This window comes from Bacteroides sp. RTP31139st1_H2_RTP31139_211217, assembly GCF_040227615.1.
In the GTDB taxonomy this organism is placed as follows: domain Bacteria; phylum Bacteroidota; class Bacteroidia; order Bacteroidales; family Bacteroidaceae; genus Bacteroides; species Bacteroides uniformis.
The window spans coordinates 12,885-31,932 of record NZ_JBCNZM010000037.1 but is presented as its reverse complement, the minus strand read 5'-3'; the positions used below and the strand labels follow the sequence as shown (position 1 = coordinate 31,932).

General features: G+C 45.5%; 22 protein-coding genes, 1 tRNA gene and 1 pseudogene. 11 read left to right on the top strand and 13 right to left on the bottom strand.

Annotated elements, in window-relative coordinates; translation table 11 throughout:
* The 3 genes and pseudogenes from ABUA47_RS08385 to ABUA47_RS08375 form a co-directional block, all read right to left on the bottom strand.
* A partial coding sequence (locus ABUA47_RS08385; RefSeq protein ID WP_349831531.1) for a hypothetical protein occupies nucleotides 1-109 on the bottom strand: 109 nt, incomplete at its 3' end.
* A gap of 90 nt (nucleotides 110-199) precedes the next feature.
* Nucleotides 200-2,622, bottom strand: a pseudogene (locus tag ABUA47_RS08380) (TonB-dependent receptor).
* Between the two features lie 64 nt (nucleotides 2,623-2,686).
* A complete protein-coding gene (locus tag ABUA47_RS08375; protein WP_008664012.1) occupies nucleotides 2,687-3,028 on the bottom strand; it encodes a hypothetical protein in 342 nt (113 codons plus the stop codon).
* A 255-nt stretch (nucleotides 3,029-3,283) separates the two neighbouring features.
* Between ABUA47_RS08375 and ABUA47_RS08370 the strand changes: the two genes are divergently transcribed.
* The 6 genes from ABUA47_RS08370 to ABUA47_RS08345 all read left to right on the top strand — a co-directional run bounded on the left by ABUA47_RS08370 (nucleotide 3,284) and on the right by ABUA47_RS08345 (nucleotide 7,455).
* Nucleotides 3,284-3,907: a DUF6249 domain-containing protein gene (locus ABUA47_RS08370; RefSeq protein ID WP_005833085.1), complete on the top strand. Its 624-nt coding sequence runs from the start codon at nucleotides 3,284-3,286 to the stop codon at nucleotides 3,905-3,907.
* Nucleotides 3,904-4,449, top strand: coding sequence for an RNA polymerase sigma factor (locus ABUA47_RS08365; protein ID WP_009037971.1), 546 nt, complete (start codon nucleotides 3,904-3,906; stop codon nucleotides 4,447-4,449). Before ABUA47_RS08370 ends, ABUA47_RS08365 begins: the two co-directional genes overlap by 4 nt.
* On the top strand, nucleotides 4,436-4,762 hold the full coding sequence (locus tag ABUA47_RS08360) for a DUF5056 domain-containing protein (protein WP_005827095.1): 327 nt from the start codon (nucleotides 4,436-4,438) through the stop codon (nucleotides 4,760-4,762). The genes ABUA47_RS08365 and ABUA47_RS08360 overlap by 14 nt, the downstream gene beginning before the upstream one ends.
* Before the next feature lie 62 nt (nucleotides 4,763-4,824).
* On the top strand, nucleotides 4,825-6,054 hold the full coding sequence (cls, locus tag ABUA47_RS08355) for a cardiolipin synthase (protein ID WP_005833088.1): 1,230 nt from the start codon (nucleotides 4,825-4,827) through the stop codon (nucleotides 6,052-6,054).
* 72 nt (nucleotides 6,055-6,126) lie between these two features.
* On the top strand, nucleotides 6,127-6,921 hold the full coding sequence (locus ABUA47_RS08350; protein WP_005827101.1) for a thymidylate synthase: 795 nt from the start codon (nucleotides 6,127-6,129) through the stop codon (nucleotides 6,919-6,921).
* Nucleotides 6,922-6,966: 45 nt separating this feature from the next.
* Complete coding sequence (locus ABUA47_RS08345) at nucleotides 6,967-7,455, top strand: dihydrofolate reductase (RefSeq protein WP_005833093.1); 489 nt, start codon at nucleotides 6,967-6,969, stop codon at nucleotides 7,453-7,455.
* Nucleotides 7,456-7,457: 2 nt separating this feature from the next.
* On the opposite strand, the gene ABUA47_RS08340 is transcribed toward ABUA47_RS08345, so the two are convergent.
* Nucleotides 7,458-7,934 carry an Lrp/AsnC family transcriptional regulator gene (locus tag ABUA47_RS08340; RefSeq protein ID WP_005827104.1) on the bottom strand — a complete coding sequence of 159 codons (477 nt, stop codon included), beginning with the start codon at nucleotides 7,932-7,934 and terminating at the stop codon, nucleotides 7,458-7,460.
* Nucleotides 7,935-8,174: 240 nt separating this feature from the next.
* Here ABUA47_RS08340 and ABUA47_RS08335 point away from each other — a divergent pair, with 240 nt between their 5' ends.
* Nucleotides 8,175-9,452 carry an IgA Peptidase M64 gene (locus ABUA47_RS08335; RefSeq protein WP_005833095.1) on the top strand — a complete coding sequence of 426 codons (1,278 nt, stop codon included), beginning with the start codon at nucleotides 8,175-8,177 and terminating at the stop codon, nucleotides 9,450-9,452.
* Nucleotides 9,453-9,476: 24 nt separating this feature from the next.
* Entirely contained in the window at nucleotides 9,477-10,013 is a 537-nt protein-coding gene (locus ABUA47_RS08330) for a GNAT family N-acetyltransferase (RefSeq protein WP_005833097.1), read from the top strand.
* 75 nt (nucleotides 10,014-10,088) lie between these two features.
* Here the strand turns inward: ABUA47_RS08330 and ABUA47_RS08325 are convergent, their stop codons facing one another.
* The 9 genes from ABUA47_RS08325 to ABUA47_RS08285 form a co-directional block, all read right to left on the bottom strand.
* Complete coding sequence (locus ABUA47_RS08325; protein WP_025833345.1) at nucleotides 10,089-10,553, bottom strand: ExbD/TolR family protein; 465 nt, start codon at nucleotides 10,551-10,553, stop codon at nucleotides 10,089-10,091.
* A complete protein-coding gene (locus ABUA47_RS08320) occupies nucleotides 10,553-11,143 on the bottom strand; it encodes an ExbD/TolR family protein (RefSeq protein ID WP_035449112.1) in 591 nt (196 codons plus the stop codon). Before ABUA47_RS08320 ends, ABUA47_RS08325 begins: the two co-directional genes overlap by 1 nt.
* A 35-nt stretch (nucleotides 11,144-11,178) precedes the next feature.
* On the bottom strand, nucleotides 11,179-11,664 hold the full coding sequence (locus ABUA47_RS08315; protein WP_005833104.1) for a hypothetical protein: 486 nt from the start codon (nucleotides 11,662-11,664) through the stop codon (nucleotides 11,179-11,181).
* A 5-nt stretch (nucleotides 11,665-11,669) separates the two neighbouring features.
* Nucleotides 11,670-12,473 carry a MotA/TolQ/ExbB proton channel family protein gene (locus ABUA47_RS08310; protein ID WP_005833106.1) on the bottom strand — a complete coding sequence of 268 codons (804 nt, stop codon included), beginning with the start codon at nucleotides 12,471-12,473 and terminating at the stop codon, nucleotides 11,670-11,672.
* Between the two features lie 77 nt (nucleotides 12,474-12,550).
* Nucleotides 12,551-12,638, bottom strand: a tRNA-Ser gene (locus ABUA47_RS08305).
* Nucleotides 12,639-12,800: 162 nt separating this feature from the next.
* Nucleotides 12,801-13,580, bottom strand: coding sequence for a TatD family hydrolase (locus ABUA47_RS08300; protein ID WP_005833108.1), 780 nt, complete (start codon nucleotides 13,578-13,580; stop codon nucleotides 12,801-12,803).
* 8 nt (nucleotides 13,581-13,588) lie between these two features.
* Nucleotides 13,589-14,290, bottom strand: a complete 702-nt coding sequence (locus ABUA47_RS08295; RefSeq protein ID WP_005827126.1) for a hypothetical protein — start codon at nucleotides 14,288-14,290, stop codon at nucleotides 13,589-13,591.
* A gap of 18 nt (nucleotides 14,291-14,308) precedes the next feature.
* On the bottom strand, nucleotides 14,309-15,283 hold the full coding sequence (locus tag ABUA47_RS08290; protein WP_034523240.1) for a polyprenyl synthetase family protein: 975 nt from the start codon (nucleotides 15,281-15,283) through the stop codon (nucleotides 14,309-14,311).
* Between the two features lie 80 nt (nucleotides 15,284-15,363).
* The gene (locus ABUA47_RS08285) at nucleotides 15,364-16,050 is read right to left on the bottom strand and encodes an energy transducer TonB (RefSeq protein ID WP_005833113.1); all 687 of its coding nucleotides are present in this window, start codon (nucleotides 16,048-16,050) and stop codon (nucleotides 15,364-15,366) included.
* A 262-nt stretch (nucleotides 16,051-16,312) separates the two neighbouring features.
* Between ABUA47_RS08285 and cmk the strand changes: the two genes are divergently transcribed.
* The 3 genes from cmk (at nucleotide 16,313) to pfkA (ending at nucleotide 19,002) form a co-directional block, all read left to right on the top strand.
* Nucleotides 16,313-17,008: a (d)CMP kinase gene (gene cmk / locus ABUA47_RS08280; protein WP_034525522.1), complete on the top strand. Its 696-nt coding sequence runs from the start codon at nucleotides 16,313-16,315 to the stop codon at nucleotides 17,006-17,008.
* Between the two features lie 7 nt (nucleotides 17,009-17,015).
* Entirely contained in the window at nucleotides 17,016-17,882 is an 867-nt protein-coding gene (locus ABUA47_RS08275; protein WP_035449115.1) for a 4-hydroxy-3-methylbut-2-enyl diphosphate reductase, read from the top strand.
* 139 nt (nucleotides 17,883-18,021) lie between these two features.
* Nucleotides 18,022-19,002: a 6-phosphofructokinase gene (pfkA, locus tag ABUA47_RS08270; protein WP_005827137.1), complete on the top strand. Its 981-nt coding sequence runs from the start codon at nucleotides 18,022-18,024 to the stop codon at nucleotides 19,000-19,002.
* The last annotated feature ends 46 nt before the right edge of the window (nucleotides 19,003-19,048 follow it).

Sequence of the window (19,048 nt, the reverse complement as noted above, 5' to 3'; positions counted from 1 at the left end):
GTCGGATACTGACCGGCTGCTCCCCTTCCAGGGCGGCAGCCAGCTTTTCATATTCTTCCACACCCAAGAGGGCGCGTGTATAATCGGTGAAAGATGAGGGTAGCTTCATGCTTTGAACTGTTTTATGGCAGCAAAGATAGTGCAAAATACGTTTCACCAATCTACGGGGCTAAACAAAAAGCACGGTTCAATACTCTTTTTAAAAACTGAGTTTCACCCCTGCAAAATAGGAACGCGGTGCACCCGGTCCGTAGATATAACCGGAATCGCGGCTCGCTCCTTTATCAAAATCTTTCTGATAAGAATTGAATATATTCTGTACACCGGCATTGAGCTGCAAACAGAACCCTTGAAAATCAAAGTCGTAAGCTATCTTTGTTCCAAGCTCAAAGAAGTCCGGACTCTTTACCAATACATCCGCCTCACCGTTCACCTCCGAAAGCAAATGGGGAACGTACATCCGCCCGGTATAATTGCCGTTCAAAGCTATTGAGAAGGCTTTAACCGGCATATAGGTAGCTGTAAAGTAGCCGTAGACGTCGGGAGTACGCAGTATCTTGTCGCTGTAACGTTCTTTCTCCGACAAGTGCTCCTCATCCGCACTCCATTCTTCGGGAGAGTCATAGATACTTCGTTGAAGCGTCAGCCCTGCCTGCAACTGAACCTTATCCTTATAGGCAACCTTTCCTTCCAATGTGCCGCCATACACTTTAGCTCCCGAACCATTGATACGGGTCTGTATCAGATAAGCGCTACCATCCGGGTCTTTCACCGGAGGCGTCAGGACAAACGGGTCGGAAAGTTTCGTGTAGAAGCCTTCCACCAGTAGGTTTGCCTGGAAATCTCCGAAATAGTGGTACCAATCTACCGAAGCATTGAAGCTGCGCGAACGCTCTTCCTTCAATCCTTTGGCGCGGACAATGGAAACCAACTCTCCACCCACATTACTGATATGCAGATCTTCATCAAACGCTTGTGGAGCACGGAATCCCTCAGCATAACTGAAACGGATATTCACATCCTGAGTAGGATTGTAACGGATATTGGCACGGGGACTGAAAACAGCCTTGTCCATGATGCTGTTTTTATCTACGCGCCCGCCAATCAGGAAACTCCACTGTTCGTTCTTCCACTCATTCTGGGCATAGACGCTTGCTATATTCACCACTTGGTTCAACGGGGCGGGGGTATATTTCTCAATCAGTTGTTGCAAGCGGTCACCCGTTGCCGTAGGATCTTCGGCCAAAGCAGCATCACGATACTTCTGTACGTCCGTTGCCTTGTCATGCAGATTGTCGTGATTGAACTCAATGCCTCCGGTCAAATCGGCAGGCATAAACAGACACTTGTCAAAATGATAAATATACTGGGCACCCAGCACACCGGTAAAGTCCGTAGTCATTCCATAAGCGCTGTAATAACTATTGCGCACGATGTGCTGAGCCGAAGCATAGGTACTGAACGTATGTTTCTGGTTTTTGGAGAAAGCCGTGAACTTGAGCCCACCCGTGTTGATGGAATGTTTCAGCTGTTCCACCAGTCCGGGCGCCCCGGTACCGTTCAATCCGGCATCCTCGGCTATATGAGGGGGAAGGCTGAAGCCACTTCCACCACGGCGGAATTCCTCCATATGATGGTATTCAAGGCTCAGCTTGGAATAGGCACTTGTCCGGTAGTAAGCATTCAGACCGACAGTCTGGTTCTTCAGCTTCGGTAATTCGGAAAAACCGTCTCCGTTGGAGTCCCATGCCGAACGATGCCTGCTCTGGCCGTACACATAAGCCCCCATCTTACTGTCCGAAGAAACCAAGGAAAGATTCAGGGTCGTGTTGTTGTCGAACGAGCCGGAACCGTCGAAATTGGAAATGGTATGCGAGAAAGAACCGGAATTGCGAATCGGTTCCTTCGTAATGATATTCACCGTCCCGGCAATGGCCGAAGAACCGAACAAGGCTGAACCACCTCCACGCACCACTTCCACACGCTCTATCATGTTGGCGGGAATCTGTTCCAACCCATACACACCGGCCAGAGAGAAAAGATGGGACGTGAGTCTATCAATATTTGGGTATATTTCCCATCCAGCCCGTTGATGCGCACTTGTGAATAACCGCAATTCTGGCAATCGGTCTCCACCCGCACACCTGGCTGAAAGGCCAGTCCTTGCGACAAAGTATGCGAGTTTGTCTGCTCAAACAGTTTAGGAGTGACCACTTTGACCAAAGTGGGTGCCAAGCGCCGGGCAGTCTCATTGCGGTTGGCTGTGACTACCACCCCGTCCAGTGCCACCATGTCTTCTTCCAACTCAAAGTTCTCTTCCAAGGTCTTACCACGTTTCAGAACGACTTTGCGCTCCTGCGACTTATAACCTACGGCACTGACGGACAACGTGAACTCACCTTCAGGCAGATTCTTTAGGAAATAGTGACCGGTGGCATCGGTCATGGTCCCGATGGTGGTGCCTTTCAGCGAAACTGTCATATAAGGCAAATGTTCCCTTGTACTTTTTTCTATTACATGACCGACAATATTGGCATCGGTACTCTTCAAATCTTCGGCATAAACGGTTGATGAGAGTAACAGACATACTGCTCCCACCACAAAAAATATATATTTTTTCATGTACTTCTAAAATAATATGTTAATCAATGAGGTTGACGCAATCCCACAACGGAATTGCCTTAATCTATCGGATTTGAAAAAAAGAAGGGGGAGCACGCAGGCAAATACCGCCACGAAGCTTTACACACTTGATGCATTCCGTGGTAAGAATGCTCAGTACACACAACAAAACAAGGAAAACCGTCGCGGCAACCGGAAGCAACGGAAGGGAAGAAGAGACGAAAGAGGCTAGATAGAAAATGGTTTCCAACTGCACCTCTGTATGCTCATGCTGGCCCTTGAATGGATGGGAATGCACAATGATAACACCATTCACCACATGCGAGTGGGTAAACAGCGTAATTCCTCCCAGATAGGCAATGAACAGCAGAGGGAGGAAACACTTCATTATATTCCTCAACTTCATCAAGACTTCCCAATAAAAACAGATGCGCAAAGATAACAGTATTTACAATAAGAAACAACCCGGTTTGTATATTTACCTCTATTTACAGTCGCAAATACCTACTTCTTGTTATTCCGGAAAAAAGACAATAAGACATTTTCACGGAAAAATATCGCCTTATTTCCGGTTTTCTAAAAAAAATATCTTCTCTTTGCAACTTTATAAAGGTGACGACACGTCTAACCAACAAAGAAACAAATTAAAAGACCATAGATTATGAAACGTATCATTTTTGGATTAATGCTCGCCATGATGTTCTGCACACTGGTGCAAGGCGCAAACAGAACCGTAACAGAGAACGACGGTCAGGGGAACAAGAAAAGAGTCATCGAATTGAGAGACACTGTCATCAATGGAGAAACCGTAACAGACACACTCAGCATCATGACTTATGAAAACGGTACCGGCAGTAGCGATGCTCCGGAAAAATGGAGAACCCACCACAGCAGTATGGACTGGAACGGGTTCGACCTCGGGAGCAAGACCTCGGAGACCGTGATTGCCGTAACAGCCATCGTCTTTGTATTCGGACTGCCGCTACTCATCATATTCGTAGTATTCTTCTTCCGCTATAAAAACCGGAAAGCCAAGTACCGCCTGGCGGAACAGGCCCTGGCCAGCGGACAGCAACTGCCTGAAAACTTCTTCAAAGAAGCCGCAGCAACGGATATCCGCAGCAAAGGCATCAACAACATATTCGTCGGCATCGGCCTGTTCATCTTCCTTTGGGCCATTACCGGAGAATTCGGTCTCGGATGTATCGGCTTACTCGTCATGTTCACCGGCTTCGGACAATTGGTGATTTTCTACAGCCAACAGAAGAAGAACGAAGAAAAATGAGTCAGATGGGTGACATATCGTTAGTCGCACAGGTCGTGGTGTTTCACAACACCAGGGCCTTCGACCAGTTGGTAAAGAAGTACCAGTCGCCCGTGCGGCGGTTCTTCCTGCACCAGACCTGCGGCGACAGCGAGTTGAGTGACGACCTGGCACAAGATACGTTTATCAAGGCCTATACAAACATCGCTTCGTTCAAGAATCTGTCCAGCTTCTCAACCTGGCTCTACCGTATTGCCTATAACGTTTTTTATGATTATATTCGCAGCCGGAAAGAAACGGACGATTTGGATACGTACCGAGTGGACGCTCAATGCAGCACACTGCAGCAGGACGTGGGACAGCACATGGACATTTACCGTGCCCTGGCCACACTGAAGGAAATGGAACGCACCTGCATCACGCTCTTCTACATGGAAGACCAAAGCATCGAAAAGATTGCAGGTATCACCGGATGTCCGGCGGGAACGGTAAAAAGCCACCTCTCGCGGGCGAAAGACAAAATGGCTTCCTACTTAAAACAAAATGGTTATGATGGAAAATGATGATAAACTCCTGACTTCATTCTTTGCCGAACACCGGCAGGAAATAGCCGATAACGGGTTCAGCCGCCGCGTACTGCGACATCTGCCCGACCGTAGCCGCCACTTGGCGCAGATATGGACAGCATTCTGCTTTACTCTGGCCCTCGTACTGTTCGTCTCCCTCGACGGAGTGCAGCTGATACTGGACACCTTGCGCGAAACCTTCGATACTGCCATCCGGAGCGGAGCTTCGGAGCTTGACCCCAAGTCGTTAATCATTGCCGGAGTGGTATTGCTCTATTTCGGTTACCGCAAGATTTCATCTATGGCATAGTTGTTTTTCAATGATAAATCGTATCTTTGTCCCCTCATAAAACTAACTAAGAGGAGAAAGTTTTGAGAAAGATTCTATTCATCATATTATTCGTTTTTTCTATTGGGAATGCCGGGGCGCAAGCAACAAGCGATTCCATTGTCATGAATTACTTGAAGGAAATGGGCGCCCCCGTCACTTATAACAATGAAGTGAAATTGCTGATGACCGGCCATGACAAGTTCGTCGATCTCTTCGAGAATATCCGCCATGCCCGGCATCATATCCATTTGGAATACTTCAACTTCCGCAACGACTCCATAGCCAATGCCTTGTTCAGCCTTCTGGCAGAGAAAGTCAAGGAGGGAGTTGAAGTCCGCGCCATGTTCGATGCCTTCGGCAACTGGTCCAACAACCAACCATTGAAAGAACGCCATCTGAAATCCATCCGCGCCCAAGGCATCGAAATCGTTAAGTTCGATCCTATCACTTTTCCCTGGGTGAATCATGCCATACACCGCGACCATCGGAAAATAGTAGTGATTGACGGAAAGATAGGTTATACCGGCGGCATGAACATTGCCGACTACTACATCAACGGATTGCCTAAAATCGGTAAATGGCACGATATGCACATACATCTTGAAGGAGATGCCGTGCGCTATCTGCAGGGCATCTTCCTGACCATGTGGAACCGGGAAACGGGACAACACGTAGGTGGACCTGCCTACTTCCCGGATACTCAGCAACTGCCCGACAGTATTGCCGAAGAAATAGCCATCGTGGACCGCACGCCACGCGAAACACCACGCTCCATCAGCCATGCCTATGCAGCTTCCATACAAGCCGCACAGAAGAGCATCCGAATCGTGAATCCTTATTTCGTTCCGACCAAATCAATCCGCAAGGCAATCAAGAACGCACTGAAAAAAGGTACTGAAGTGGAAATCATGATACCTGCCGTGTCGGACATAGCCTTTACTCCGGATGCCTCATTCTACATAGCACACAAGCTGATGAAGAAAGGAGCCAAGATATATCTCTTCAACGGCGGCTTCCACCATTCCAAGATAATGATGGTAGACAGCACTTTCTGCACGGTGGGTACTGCCAATCTCAACAGCCGCAGCCTGCGCTATGACTACGAGACAAACGCTTTCATCTTCGACCCCAAGATCACCAATGAGCTGAATGCCATGTTCGAACGGGACGTGCAAAACAGTACACTGCTCACTCCCGAAGTCTGGAAAAAGCGTTCCGGATGGAAGAAATTCGTAGGCTGGGTGGGGAACTTGATGACCCCCTTCCTCTAATTTTTAATTATTAATTATTAATTATTAATTAATTCCCCTACCTTTGCGTTCGGATAAAAACAGAGCTACATCATGAAACAATATTTAGACCTGCTGAACCGCGTACTGACCGAAGGCGTAGAGAAAAGCGACCGTACGGGTACCGGCACCATCAGCGTATTCGGCCACCAGATGCGTTTCAACATGGATGAAGGCTTCCCCTGCCTTACTACCAAGAAGCTGCATCTGAAATCAATCATATACGAACTGCTATGGTTCCTCCAAGGAGACACCAATGTGAAATATCTTCAGGACAACGGTGTACGCATCTGGAACGAATGGGCGGACGAAAACGGTGACCTGGGACATATCTACGGGTATCAATGGCGCTCCTGGCCGAACTATAAAGGTGGATTCATCGACCAAATCAGCGAAGCTGTAGAAACCATCAAGCACAATCCCGACTCACGCCGGATTATAGTCAGCGCATGGAATGTAGGCGATTTGGACAACATGAACCTCCCTCCCTGCCACGCTTTCTTCCAGTTCTATGTCGCCAACGGACGGCTGAGCCTGCAACTGTACCAGCGTAGTGCGGACATTTTTTTAGGAGTGCCCTTCAACATTGCTTCCTATGCCCTGCTCCTGCAGATGATGGCGCAAGTCACCGGACTGAAAGCCGGAGATTTCATCCATACCTTAGGAGACGCCCACATCTATCTGAACCATCTGGAGCAGGTAAAGCTCCAACTATCTCGTGAACCGCGGGATTTGCCGCAGATGAGAATCAATCCGGATGTGAAAAACATCTTCGATTTCAAGTTCGAGGATTTTGAGTTGGTCAACTATAACCCGCATCCGCATATTGCAGGGAAAGTGTCAGTATAAATCCTACAATAAAAAGATAGAAAGAGAAAAGAATTTTACACACATATGATTAGTATTATCGCCGCAGTAGATAGAAAAAGAGGTATCGGTTATCAGAACCGGTTGTTATTCTGGCTTCCCAATGATTTGAAGCGTTTCAAAGCCCTCACCACGGGAAATACCATCATCATGGGCCGAAAGACCTTTGAATCTCTCCCCAAAGGCGCGCTTCCCAACCGCCGCAACGTTGTTCTGTCCACTCAAAAAGATTTGATTTGTCCCGATGCAGAAGTTTTTTCCTCACTGGAAGAAGCACTGAACAGTTGCCAGCCCGACGAACACGTCTACATCATCGGCGGTGCAAGCGTTTATCGCCAGGCACTCCCCTTTGCAGGTGCCCTCTGCCTGACCGAGGTGGATGCAGAAGCCCCTCAGGTGGATGCCTACTTTCCCGAAGTCGCTCCGACTGTATGGCAAGAAAAAAGCAGGGAGTCCCATCCCGCAGATGAGAAGCATCCCTGCCCTTATGCATTCGTCGATTATATCCGCCGGTAGAATTAATCTTCCTCTTCTTCTACCGTTATAGGCATCTGCCGCTTGATGGCTTCGTGGAAAGAAATCAAGGTTTCCGTACGCGCCAGTCCCAGCGGCTGCAACTTATCATGTATGATGCTCAGCAAATGATGGTTGTTGCGGGCATAAAGCTTTATGAACATATCATACTTGCCCGTTGTAAAATGGCATTCCACAATCTCGGGAATAGCTTCCAATGCTCTCGTTACAGCATCAAAAGAAGCAGGATCCTTTAGATAGATACCGATATAGGCGCATGTTTCATATCCTATCTTCTCCGGATCAATCACATATTCAGAACCTTTCAATATACCTAAGTTTGTCAGCTTTTGAATGCGCTGATGAATGGCTGCTCCCGATACATTACAAGCTCTGGCCACTTCAAGGAAAGGAATGCGTGCATTATCGGCTATAAGTTTTAAAATCTGTTCGTCTAAAGTATCCAACTGATGATGTCCCATTTCAAATTCTAATGATTAATAAATTACTATATCTCCCCGCATATCTATACGGCAACATGCAAAGTTAGCTATTTTTTCGCCAATAAAAATACGGTTTATAACTTTTCTTACAAAAAAAAGAATAATACCGCATATCAGGCATTTCAAAGTGCATATGCAAAATTCCATCTCGCACGACCGGAAAATTGCAGATGAGCTTTAAAGATATTATCTTTGTAGTAGCAATAATAATGAACCGTTATGAAAAAGTATTCCTTATTCCTATTATGCCTGATGGCAGCAATATCCTTGCATGCCCAAAGTTTTGCAGATTATTTTGCAGATAAAACCCTGCGTGTCGACTATATCTTTACCGGAAATGCAGCCAAACAAGAGATATGCCTGGACGGATTGTCTTGTCTCCCCTCTTGGGCAGGAAGGAAGCATCATTTATCTGAGTTGCCCCTGCAAGGAAACGGACAAATCATTATGCGAGATGCAGCCAATGGCAGCGTAATCTACAAAACATCCTTTTCTTCGCTCTTCCAGGAGTGGCTGGAAACGGATGAAGCCAAAGCGGTGACCAAAGGATTCGAAAACACCTTTCTCCTTCCCTATCCCCTCCGTCCTGCAGAAATAGAAATAACACTTCTCGACCCGCGTAGAAATGTACGGGCAAGCATGAAACATACGGTCAGTCCCGACGACATCCTGATACATCAGAAAGGTACTGCCCACATCACACCACATAAATATCTGCTGCAAAGCGGCAATACGGCCAAATGCATCGACGTAGCCATCCTTGCAGAAGGATATACTCCCGAAGAGATGCCGGTATTCTACGAAGACGCAGCCATTGCCTGCGAAAGTCTGTTTGCCCACGAACCCTTCCGGTCCATGAAAAAGCACTTCAACATTGTAGCAGTGGCCAGCCCCTCCGAAGACAGCGGAGTAAGCGTACCACGCCTCGGAGAATGGAAACGGACAGCATTCAGCTCTCATTTCAGCACATTCTATTCAGACCGGTATCTGACAACCTCCCGTGTCAAATCCATACACGATGCGCTGGCGGGAATACCGTATGAACACATCATCATCCTTGCCAATACGGAAGAATACGGAGGCGGTGGAATCTATAATTCCTATACCCTTACTACCGCCCACCATCCCATGTTCCGCCCCGTTGTGGTACATGAGTTCGGGCATAGCTTTGGCGGACTGGCCGATGAATACTTCTACGACAATGACGTGATGACAGATACCTATCCACTAGATGTGGAACCCTGGGAACAGAACATCAGCACAAGAATCGATTTCACTTCCAAATGGAAAGATATGCTTGCTCAAGGAACTCCCGTTCCTACTCCCTCTTCTGAAAGTGGAACATATCCCGTAGGCGTATATGAAGGAGCTGGCTATTCTGCCAAAGGCATCTACCGTCCGGCAGACAATTGCCGCATGCGCACCAATGAATACCCTACTTTCTGCCCGGTCTGCCAACGGGCCATCTGCCGCGTCATTGAATTTTATACTGAATAAAAACAAACTAAACTAAAAGAACTTATGATCAGACTTCAACGTATTACAACAGCTGACACAGACTTGTACAGCTACATGGAGAAATTAATGACTCAATCGTTCCCTTCAGAGGAGTACCGGGAACTGGAGGAATTGCGCAAGTATACAGATACCAAAACGCACTTCTATAACAATATCATCTTCCATAACAACACCCCGGTAGGTCTCATCACTTACTGGGATTTCGGACATTTTTACTATATAGAGCATTTTGCCATTGACCCCACACAGCGTAACGGCGGATATGGAAAGAGTGTACTGAACCATTTGTGCCAACTCTTAAAACATCCCATTGTCTTGGAAGTGGAAATACCCGAAGAAGAAATGGCTAAACGCCGCATTAACTTCTATCAACGGCAAGGATTCTCCTTATGGGAAAAGCCCTACCAACAGCCTCCCTATAAAGCAGGAGACAACTACCTGCCTATGCTCATCATGGCCTATGGAGATATAGAATGTGGAAAGGATTTTGACCTTGTAAAGGAACACATCTACTGCGAAGTATATAATGTGAAATCTTAAAAATCCAATATACTTAAAACAATAAAGGTCGTTTCAACAAATGAAACGACCTTTATTATATCATTAAATCAACTCTTACTGACGCGGTTGCGCAGAATAGTTAATCTTCAAAGCATAAGCTTGACGAAGAGCTTCCTTGATATCTGTTACGATACCCATTTTCGTATCTTGGTCAACTTTCAAAGACACTGTCATCTGCGGCTGATCTTCTTCTTTCATACTGGCACGTTCACCAATAATGTAATCTTGAATTTCAGCAACTTCAGCATAGCTGTCGTTCAACTGGATACGGCTCTCATTACCTAACTTCTTACGAAATTCGGCAGTAGGTTTTCCTACATAGATAAACGTAACCAAAGACTTCTTTTCAAGTTTCTCCAATTCTGTAGCTTGCGGAACCTTAAACTCAACCTTTAATGTTACCTCACGCATAGTTGTTACAATCATGAAGAAGAACAACAAGGTGAAAATAAGGTCAGGCAGAGAAGAAGTGTTCAACGCCGGCATTTCACGTTTACCAGTCTTATTAAATTTTCCCATTACTTCTTTTCTCCGTACTTTTTAGGTTCTGCCTCAGAAATTCTCTGAGGATAAATATCACGAATTGCATCTTGTTGTTCTTGATCCAACTCGACATAATTCTTCTGCCACTTCTCCTGAGCCAGTTCATCGCGTAACTCATTGTAAGCCGCTACCAACTCATTCTGTACAGCCATATATGCCTTATAGGAAGAACCACGGTCACAACGCAAAGAAACCACATGATTTTCCGTTACTTGAACCGTACCAAAGAAAGGAACATTCTTAGAAATCTTTTCTGGCTTCGTTTCATCATTATACGGATTGGCAATGAATTCCTTTGCCTTTGCACGCAATTGTTCTACGTTAATATAATCGTTACCGCACATTAACTGGTCATTCATATTCAAGAAGACTTGCAAAACGTTACGTTCTTTCTTCTTCTGGTCCTCAATCTTCTGGTCTTTTTCGGGTGGAGGCGGCAAACGTCTTGCCAAACCACGGTCAGTATCCATAGATGTCGTGATCAAGAAGAAAATCAGCAACAAGAATGCAATATCCGCTGTAGAACTTGAGTTAATATCAGGAACTTTTCTTTTTCCTTTTGCCATTGTAATTACTCTTTAAATTGAGTTACCTCAATCAGTTATGATAATTTCTTCTTAATACTACTAAAAATGATTGCCAACACTGTACCGGCAAACAAAATATAAATAGAATAGAGGAACATATCGGTAATCTTCAACCAGAAAGGAACATTGTCAGTACCGCTATATCCCGGAATAGTAAGCGGCTCATCGCTACCCATAGTCCAAGCTATAACCACTACAACAATCAATACAATCAAGCCGATTAAAGATTTCAAGGCTGCCCCCGGATTATCCTTCAAGGCAGATCCGAATTGGAACAATACACCAACCAACGTAGCAATTACAGCTACAGCCAACAGAGCATACGTCAAGTAAATCAATGCATCTGTCTGAGCCGGTTGCCACATTTCTGAGTCAACGCTCATCAATACTGCATCACCTTGAGCATCTCCACCGAAGTAGAACAAGCCCAGCACTACCAAGATGATAGCGAACATGGCATACAGTACGTAGTATGATACTTTATATGATAACTTAGCCATCTTAATTATTTTTTGTATTTCAAGTCATATTTGATAACCATATCCAACAGTGAGATAGAAGAATCTTCCATTTCACTTGTCAAAGCTTCAATCTTAGACAAGATATAGTTGTAGAATACCTGCAGAATCAAAGCAACAATCAAACCGAAGATAGTAGTAATCAAGGCAACCTTCATACCACCTGCTACAACCGTCGGAGAGATATCACCTACCTGCTGGATTTTATCAAAAGCCTGAACCATACCGATTACAGTACCCAAGAATCCTAAAGACGGAGCCATTGCGATGAACAATGTAATCCAAGAGCAACCTTTTTCCAGATAACCGGCTTGTACACCACCGTAAGATACTACAGACTTTTCTACTACGTCGATACCTTGATCGATTCTCATCAGACCTTGATAGTAGATAGAAGCGATAGGACCTCTTGTGTTACGTGCGATATCTTTAGCAGCCTCAACGTCACCTTTTTCCAAAGCAGCTTCGATAGCAGCCAAGAACTTCTTTGTATTAATTTCAGCCAAGCTCAGATAAATGATACGTTCAATACAGAATGCAAGACCGATAACCAATGCGATAGCTACCAAACTCATGAAAGATGCAGTACCTTCAATAAACTTAGTCTTAAGCTCTTTGTGGATACCACCCTCGGCAGCTTCCATAGCAGCAGGGGCAGCAGCATCAGCAGCAGGTGCTACAGCTGCTTGTTCAGTTTGTTCAGCTGCAGGAGCATCTTGAGCCTGAGCAAGTTGAGTTGAGCCAAATGTTAAGACTCCCATCACAGCAACAATTGCAAATAACTTTTTCATTGTGTGTCTAATTTTTAAGATTAATTAATTAATTTATTTATTATAATTTGTTGTTTTATCTTCATTTCATCACACTGCGGAGAGACGGGGATTCGAACCCCGGATACCCTTTAGGGGTATACACGCTTTCCAGGCGTGCCTCTTCAACCACTCGAGCATCTCTCCAATAGACGCCTTTTCTGAAATCGGGTGCAAATTACAAAAAAAATGCGAACCACAAGCGTTTTCAGCTACAAATGTATTCTTTTTTTTGTTGTTCTGCTTCATTCGACCCGTTTTATATTAAATAAAATCTCAAAATTAATAAACTTTAAAATCTCAAAGAGCTTATTTGAGCATTCCGAACACTTTTAAAGTGTTATCAGAAGTAACCTGGGCCACCTTTTCAGGAGAGTTCCCATAAATTCCGGCCACCTTTACCAAAGTATCCTTAACATATGCGCTTTCGTTCCTCTTGCCTCGATTGGGAACCGGAGTCAGATAAGGGGAATCGGTTTCCAGCACGATGCGTTCCAAAGGAATATTCTTCAAGACTTCCGGCAAAGTTGATTTTTTGAAAGTCACCACACCATTTATTCCTATCATGAAATCCGCAAATTCCATAATCCTGCAGGCCTCTTCCGAGGTCCCCGTAAAACTATGGAAAATTCCTTTCAAAGGAGTCTGCTGATAGGGTTTCAACACATTATATATATGGTCGAACGCTTCCCTACAATGTAGCACTACCGGCAAACCGTATTCCAAAGCCCACTCAATCTGCCTGTCCAACCCCCTTTGCTGTTCTCTGAGAAAAGTTTTATCCCAATACAAGTCCATACCAATCTCACCAACCGCAACAAATTCATTCGGTGAAGCCAGCTCCCGGGCCACTATTTCCAACTCCTTTTCATAATCCGCACCCACAGAGGTAGGGTGCAATCCAATCATCGGATAGCAATACCCTTTATATTCACGGCACACCCGAAGCATAGGTCCTATGGTGGTACTATCGATATTGGGCATAAAAATATGCGTGACTCCTGCCTCACGGGCACGAGCCATCACTTGAGGCAAATCCTCTGCAAACTCTTCTAAAAAAAGATGGGAATGTGAATCAATCAATCTCATTCTTCAACTTACTCTTTGCGTTTCTCACCGGTACGGTAATAATAGATTATTCCATAATCACGGCATAAATCCAAACGTTTCTCATTGGGAGTGACCTCCTCGAATTTCTTTTCAACCTGGTTCCATATATCCAAAATCAAACCATCCGCCTCTGCACGCATCGAAGCCAAGGTGTCCAAACTGCGGGCTGTCAAAGATTGAAGATTCTTTTGCTTCTCATAACTATCCATGAAAATATCATAATGCACCCTCACTTTTGCAATCGTAGGGTTATAAATGGGAATTCCTCCCTGGGATATACGTTTGTTTTCCCCATCCACGATTTTACGCCCCCACTCTGCCAAGGCAGGCTCTGTCGATAAATCAGGCACATTATTGTTGCTTGTGTCCAAACCGTAATATTCCTTATGAGCAATACGCACTTCAGAACGGATGACAGCTAAATTCAACACCTGGATAAAATGAGAAATATACAGACGGGCAGTCTTTACATTAGCCTGATGCTTACGTCCCGCCCGAGCCTGCCGCTCAAAACAGTCGGCATAATAAGCTTGCGCAGCTTCAAACTTTGTAAGAAAATTCCGCGCATCAGTCAACGCCTTCAAAGATACGGCCAAATCATACACATTACATATATCACCCTTGACGACCACTGCTTTCAGCGCCCGTATTCTCGCTTGATCTGTATTAGGCAATCTTCTATAAGGCATTTTCTCCCGGATTTAAAGTTATACTTCCCGATGCATCAGGTTAGCCATCAGGTTCTTCAATTCCTCTTTCTTTTCATCTGCCACCTTCACCGCCAACAGACTTTCCATTGCGCGTTCACAATACTCTTCCATCTTTTTCTCACACAGTTCCTTGACGCCAATCCGGTTATACAGTTCCGTCACCGCAGCAACTTTCTCCTCCGGGTTGAATGCAACAGCATCCACCCAAGCATTCAAGCGGGTCAACTGCTCCTCATCCGCATGTTCAAAAGCCTTTATCAGCATGTAGGTCTTTTTATTGCACAGAATATCACCTCCAATATTCTTTCCAAAGACGGCAGCATCGCCATAAACATCCAGGAAATCATCTTTCAACTGAAAAGCGACACCCAAGTTCATGCCAAAATCATACAACTGCTCCGCATCTTCAGAAGAAGCCCCTCCCAAAAGAGCGCCAATCTTCAAGCTTGCAGCCAACAATACCGAAGTTTTCAGACGAATCATTTCCAGATACTCCTCTGCCTTCACATCCTTCCGATGTTCAAACTCCATATCCAGCTGCTGTCCTTCACAGATTTCCAGTGCAGTCAGACTAAATATATCCATTACCTCTTTCAGGCATTCAACCGGACATTGAGCCATAAACTGATAAGCCAATACAAGCATTGCATCCCCCGAAAGAATGGCGGCATTGTCATCCCAGACTTTATGTACTGTCTCCTTGCCACGGCGACGGTCTGCATGGTCCATCAAGTCGTCGTGCAAAAGAGTATAATTATGATACACTTCAATCCCCGTTGCAGGGTTAAAAATACGGGTAATATCCTCCCGATACAGATTGTAGGCCATCAACATCAATACCGGACGGATTCTTTTTCCGCCCATGGACAACACATAGGTAACGGGAGCATATAAACCTTGAGGAGTACGGACAAACTGCAATTCTGCAATATGAGAATTTATTCTTTCTAAAAGCTCGGAGGCTGTAAACATGGCATTTTCAGAATTTAGGAAATAGCGGATAATGAAAAGAGGCTGCATTCCGGCAGCCTCTCCCACTTATAGATATTTTATTACTGCAATCTAAACATTACAGGCACGGTATACTTAACGCGAACGGGTTTACCACGCTGCATACCGGGTTTCCACTTCGGCATGCCCATAATCACGCGGACAGCTTCTTTGTCCAAGTACGGGTCAACACCTCTCAGCACCTTAGCATCTACGATACTACCGTCCTTATTGACCACAAACTGTACAGTTACACGGCCTTGAGTTCCGTTTTCCTGTGCAATAGTAGGATATTTAATGTTCTTGCTCAGATACTGCATCAAACCGGCCATACCACCGTTCGGGAATTCGGGCATCTGCTCCACCACCTCGAAAATAGTCTGTTCTTCCGGTTCTTCCTCTTCCACTGCTACGGGAACATATTTGATTTCCACAGCCTGATTCAATTCCTCAGAAGATACGATGGCAGTTTCTTCCACGTCGGCATCGTCCTCAACGATAGTCAGCGTTTCTGCAATCGCAGGAGCTTCGGGGGGCGGAGGAGTAACCTGCTCCGGCTGTTCTGTAATAGGGATGATTTCCTCTTCAAATACTAAGTCGGTAATAGCCTGACTCGTATCAATCTTGATGTCACGCTTTGTCCACTCGAACGCAACAAACATGAAAGCGAGCACGATTACATAACCGACAAGCAGCCAAGTCGACTTCTTACTCTCCAGGTCTGCCTTAGGTGATTTCTTAATTTCCATAATTTATAATATAATTTTAGTGTTTCTCATTTGGGGCAAATATAGTACTTTTCCCAAGAATGTTCACGCTCTGCTGTTTTTTTTTACACAACAGACGTTCCTTTTTCATTTTTTTAATCCTTCAAAAGCCTCCACATGCTTTTGTGCCACAAATGTAACGAGATATTTTAAAAATACCGTATCTTTGGCAAGAATTTTAAATGAAATATTGAAATTTTCTATTTTGCAGGTGTTATACCTGTATAACTATAGCATAAAAGTCATGAAAAAGATAACAATAGCAATCGACGGCTTTTCCTCTTGCGGAAAAAGCACTATGGCCAAAGACCTTGCCCGCGAAATCGGTTACATATATATAGATAGCGGTGCCATGTATCGGGCAGTAACATTATATAGTATAGAGAATGGTATTTTCCAGGGTGACCGCATAGATGCCGAAAAACTGAAAAGTCTAATAAAGGATATACATATTTCTTTCCGCCTGAACCCCGAAACCGGACGCCCGGATACCTACCTGAACGGAGTAAATGTAGAAAACAAAATCCGTACCATGGAAGTGTCTTCACGTGTCAGTCCCATTGCAACATTGGATTTCGTACGCGAAGCTATGGTGGCACAGCAACAAGAGATGGGCAAGGCCAAGGGTATCGTTATGGACGGGCGCGACATCGGCACTACCGTTTTTCCGGATGCCGAGCTGAAAATTTTTGTAACCGCCACCCCCGAGATACGGGCACAACGCCGCTATGACGAACTAAAGGCCAAAGGGGAAGAAGCCAGCTTTGACGAAATTCTGGAAAATGTGAAACAACGGGACTATATTGACCAAAACCGGGATGTAAGTCCGCTGCGCAAAGCTTCTGACGCTTTATTGTTGGACAACAGCCACCTGAGCATTTCCCAACAAAAGGAATGGCTGGCGGAACAATTCGAACGGGTTATAAAGGAGAAGAACTGAACCGGATATGGCAAAAGTAGAAATAGACGAAGGCTCCGGCTTCTGTTTCGGAGTTGTCACTGCAATAAACAAGGCAGAAGAGGAACTGGCGAAAGGAGGGACCCTCTATTGTCTGGGAGACATCGTGCACAACAGCCGTGAAGTGGAACGCCTGAAGGCAATGGGGCTGATTACCATCAACCATGAGGAATTCAACCGCCTCCACAACGCCAAGGTGCTGTTGCGCGCCCATGGAGAGCCCCCTGAAACTTATGACATTGCCCGCCGCAACAATATAGAAATCATTGACGCAACCTGCCCGGTCGTACTCCGCCTGCAAAAGAAGATTAAGCAAGAGTACGTCCAGGAAGACAACCGCGACAAGCAAATTGTCATCTATGGCAAAAATGGACACGCCGAAGTACTGGGTCTGGTAGGACAAACCACCGGAAAGGCCATCGTCATCGAAAAGCAGGAAGAGGCAAGGAAACTGGATTTCAGCAAAGACATCCGTCTCTACTCCCAGACCACAAAGTCTCTGGACGGATTTCAAAACATTGTGAAATACATAGAGGGACATATCTCACCGAAAGTCACTTTCGAGTCCTATGACACTATCTGCCGACAAGTAGCAAACCGGATACCTAATATCCGGAAATTTGCAGCTTCCCATGATTTAATATTCTTTGTCAGCGGCAAAAAAAGCTCTAACGGCAAGATGCTGTTCAGTGAGTGTAAAAAAGTCAATGCCAATTCACATTTGATAGACAGTGCCGAAGAAATAGATAGTTCTCTGTTAGCCGGTGCCAATTCCATCGGTGTCTGCGGAGCCACTTCCACCCCCAAATGGCTGATGGAAGAAATTTCAGAAGCCATAAAGTCAAAACTTAAATAACAGTTTGTCATCCTTTTGGAACAGCAAATTAACGTAATTTATTAGTCACCGCCTCAGCTTTTTGCTATCTTTGCGGCATGAAAAAATAGTCCAAATCTATTTTTCATCATGATTATTAATACTAAACAAAAAGATTGTTATGGGAACAGTTAAGTGCATTGGTATCTTGACATCAGGAGGTGATGCTCCGGGAATGAACGCAGCCATACGTGCCGTGACACGTTCGGCTATTTACAACGGACTTTCAGTTAAAGGTATATATAGAGGTTACAAAGGTCTGGTAACCGGCGAAATCAAAGAATTCAAAAGCCAAAATGTCAGCAACATCATCCAGCTGGGTGGTACAATCCTGAAGACAGCCCGCTGCAAAGAGTTCACGACTCCCGAGGGCCGCCAGATTGCTTACGACAACATGAAGAAAGAAGGCATTGACGCCTTAGTGATTATCGGAGGCGACGGTTCGCTGACCGGTGCTCGTATCTTTGCACAAGAGTTTGACGTGCCTTGTATCGGGCTGCCGGGAACTATCGACAATGACCTTTATGGAACAGATACCACTATCGGCTACGACACCGCGCTGAACACGATCCTGGATGCTGTGGACAAAATCCGTGATACAGCCACTTCCCATGAGCGCTTGTTTTTCGTAGAAGTCATGGGACGCGATGCCGGTTTCCTCGCTCTGAACGGCGCCATCGCCTCCGGAGCAGAAGCAGCCATTATCCCGGAATTCAGTACGGAAGTGGACCAACTGGAAGAATTCATCAAGAACGGTTTCCGGAAATCCAAGAACAGCAGTATCGTACTGGTAGCCGAGAGTGAACTGACCGGCGGTGCAATGCACTATGCAGAGCGTGTAAAGAACGAATACCCCCAATATGACGTACGCGTAACCATCCTCGGTCACTTGCAACGCGGTGGTAGCCCTACGGCACACGACCGTATCCTTGCCAGCCGTCTGGGCGCAGCCGCCATCGACGCAATCATGGAAGGACAGCGCAATGTCATGATAGGCATTGACCACGATGAAGTGGTATACGTTCCCTTCACGAAGGCCATCAAGAATGACAAACCCATCAAGAAAGACCTTGTAAATGTATTGAGAGAACTGTCTATCTAATGACAGACAGTTCAGATACCCCATAAACAGAGAAGGCGACATATGC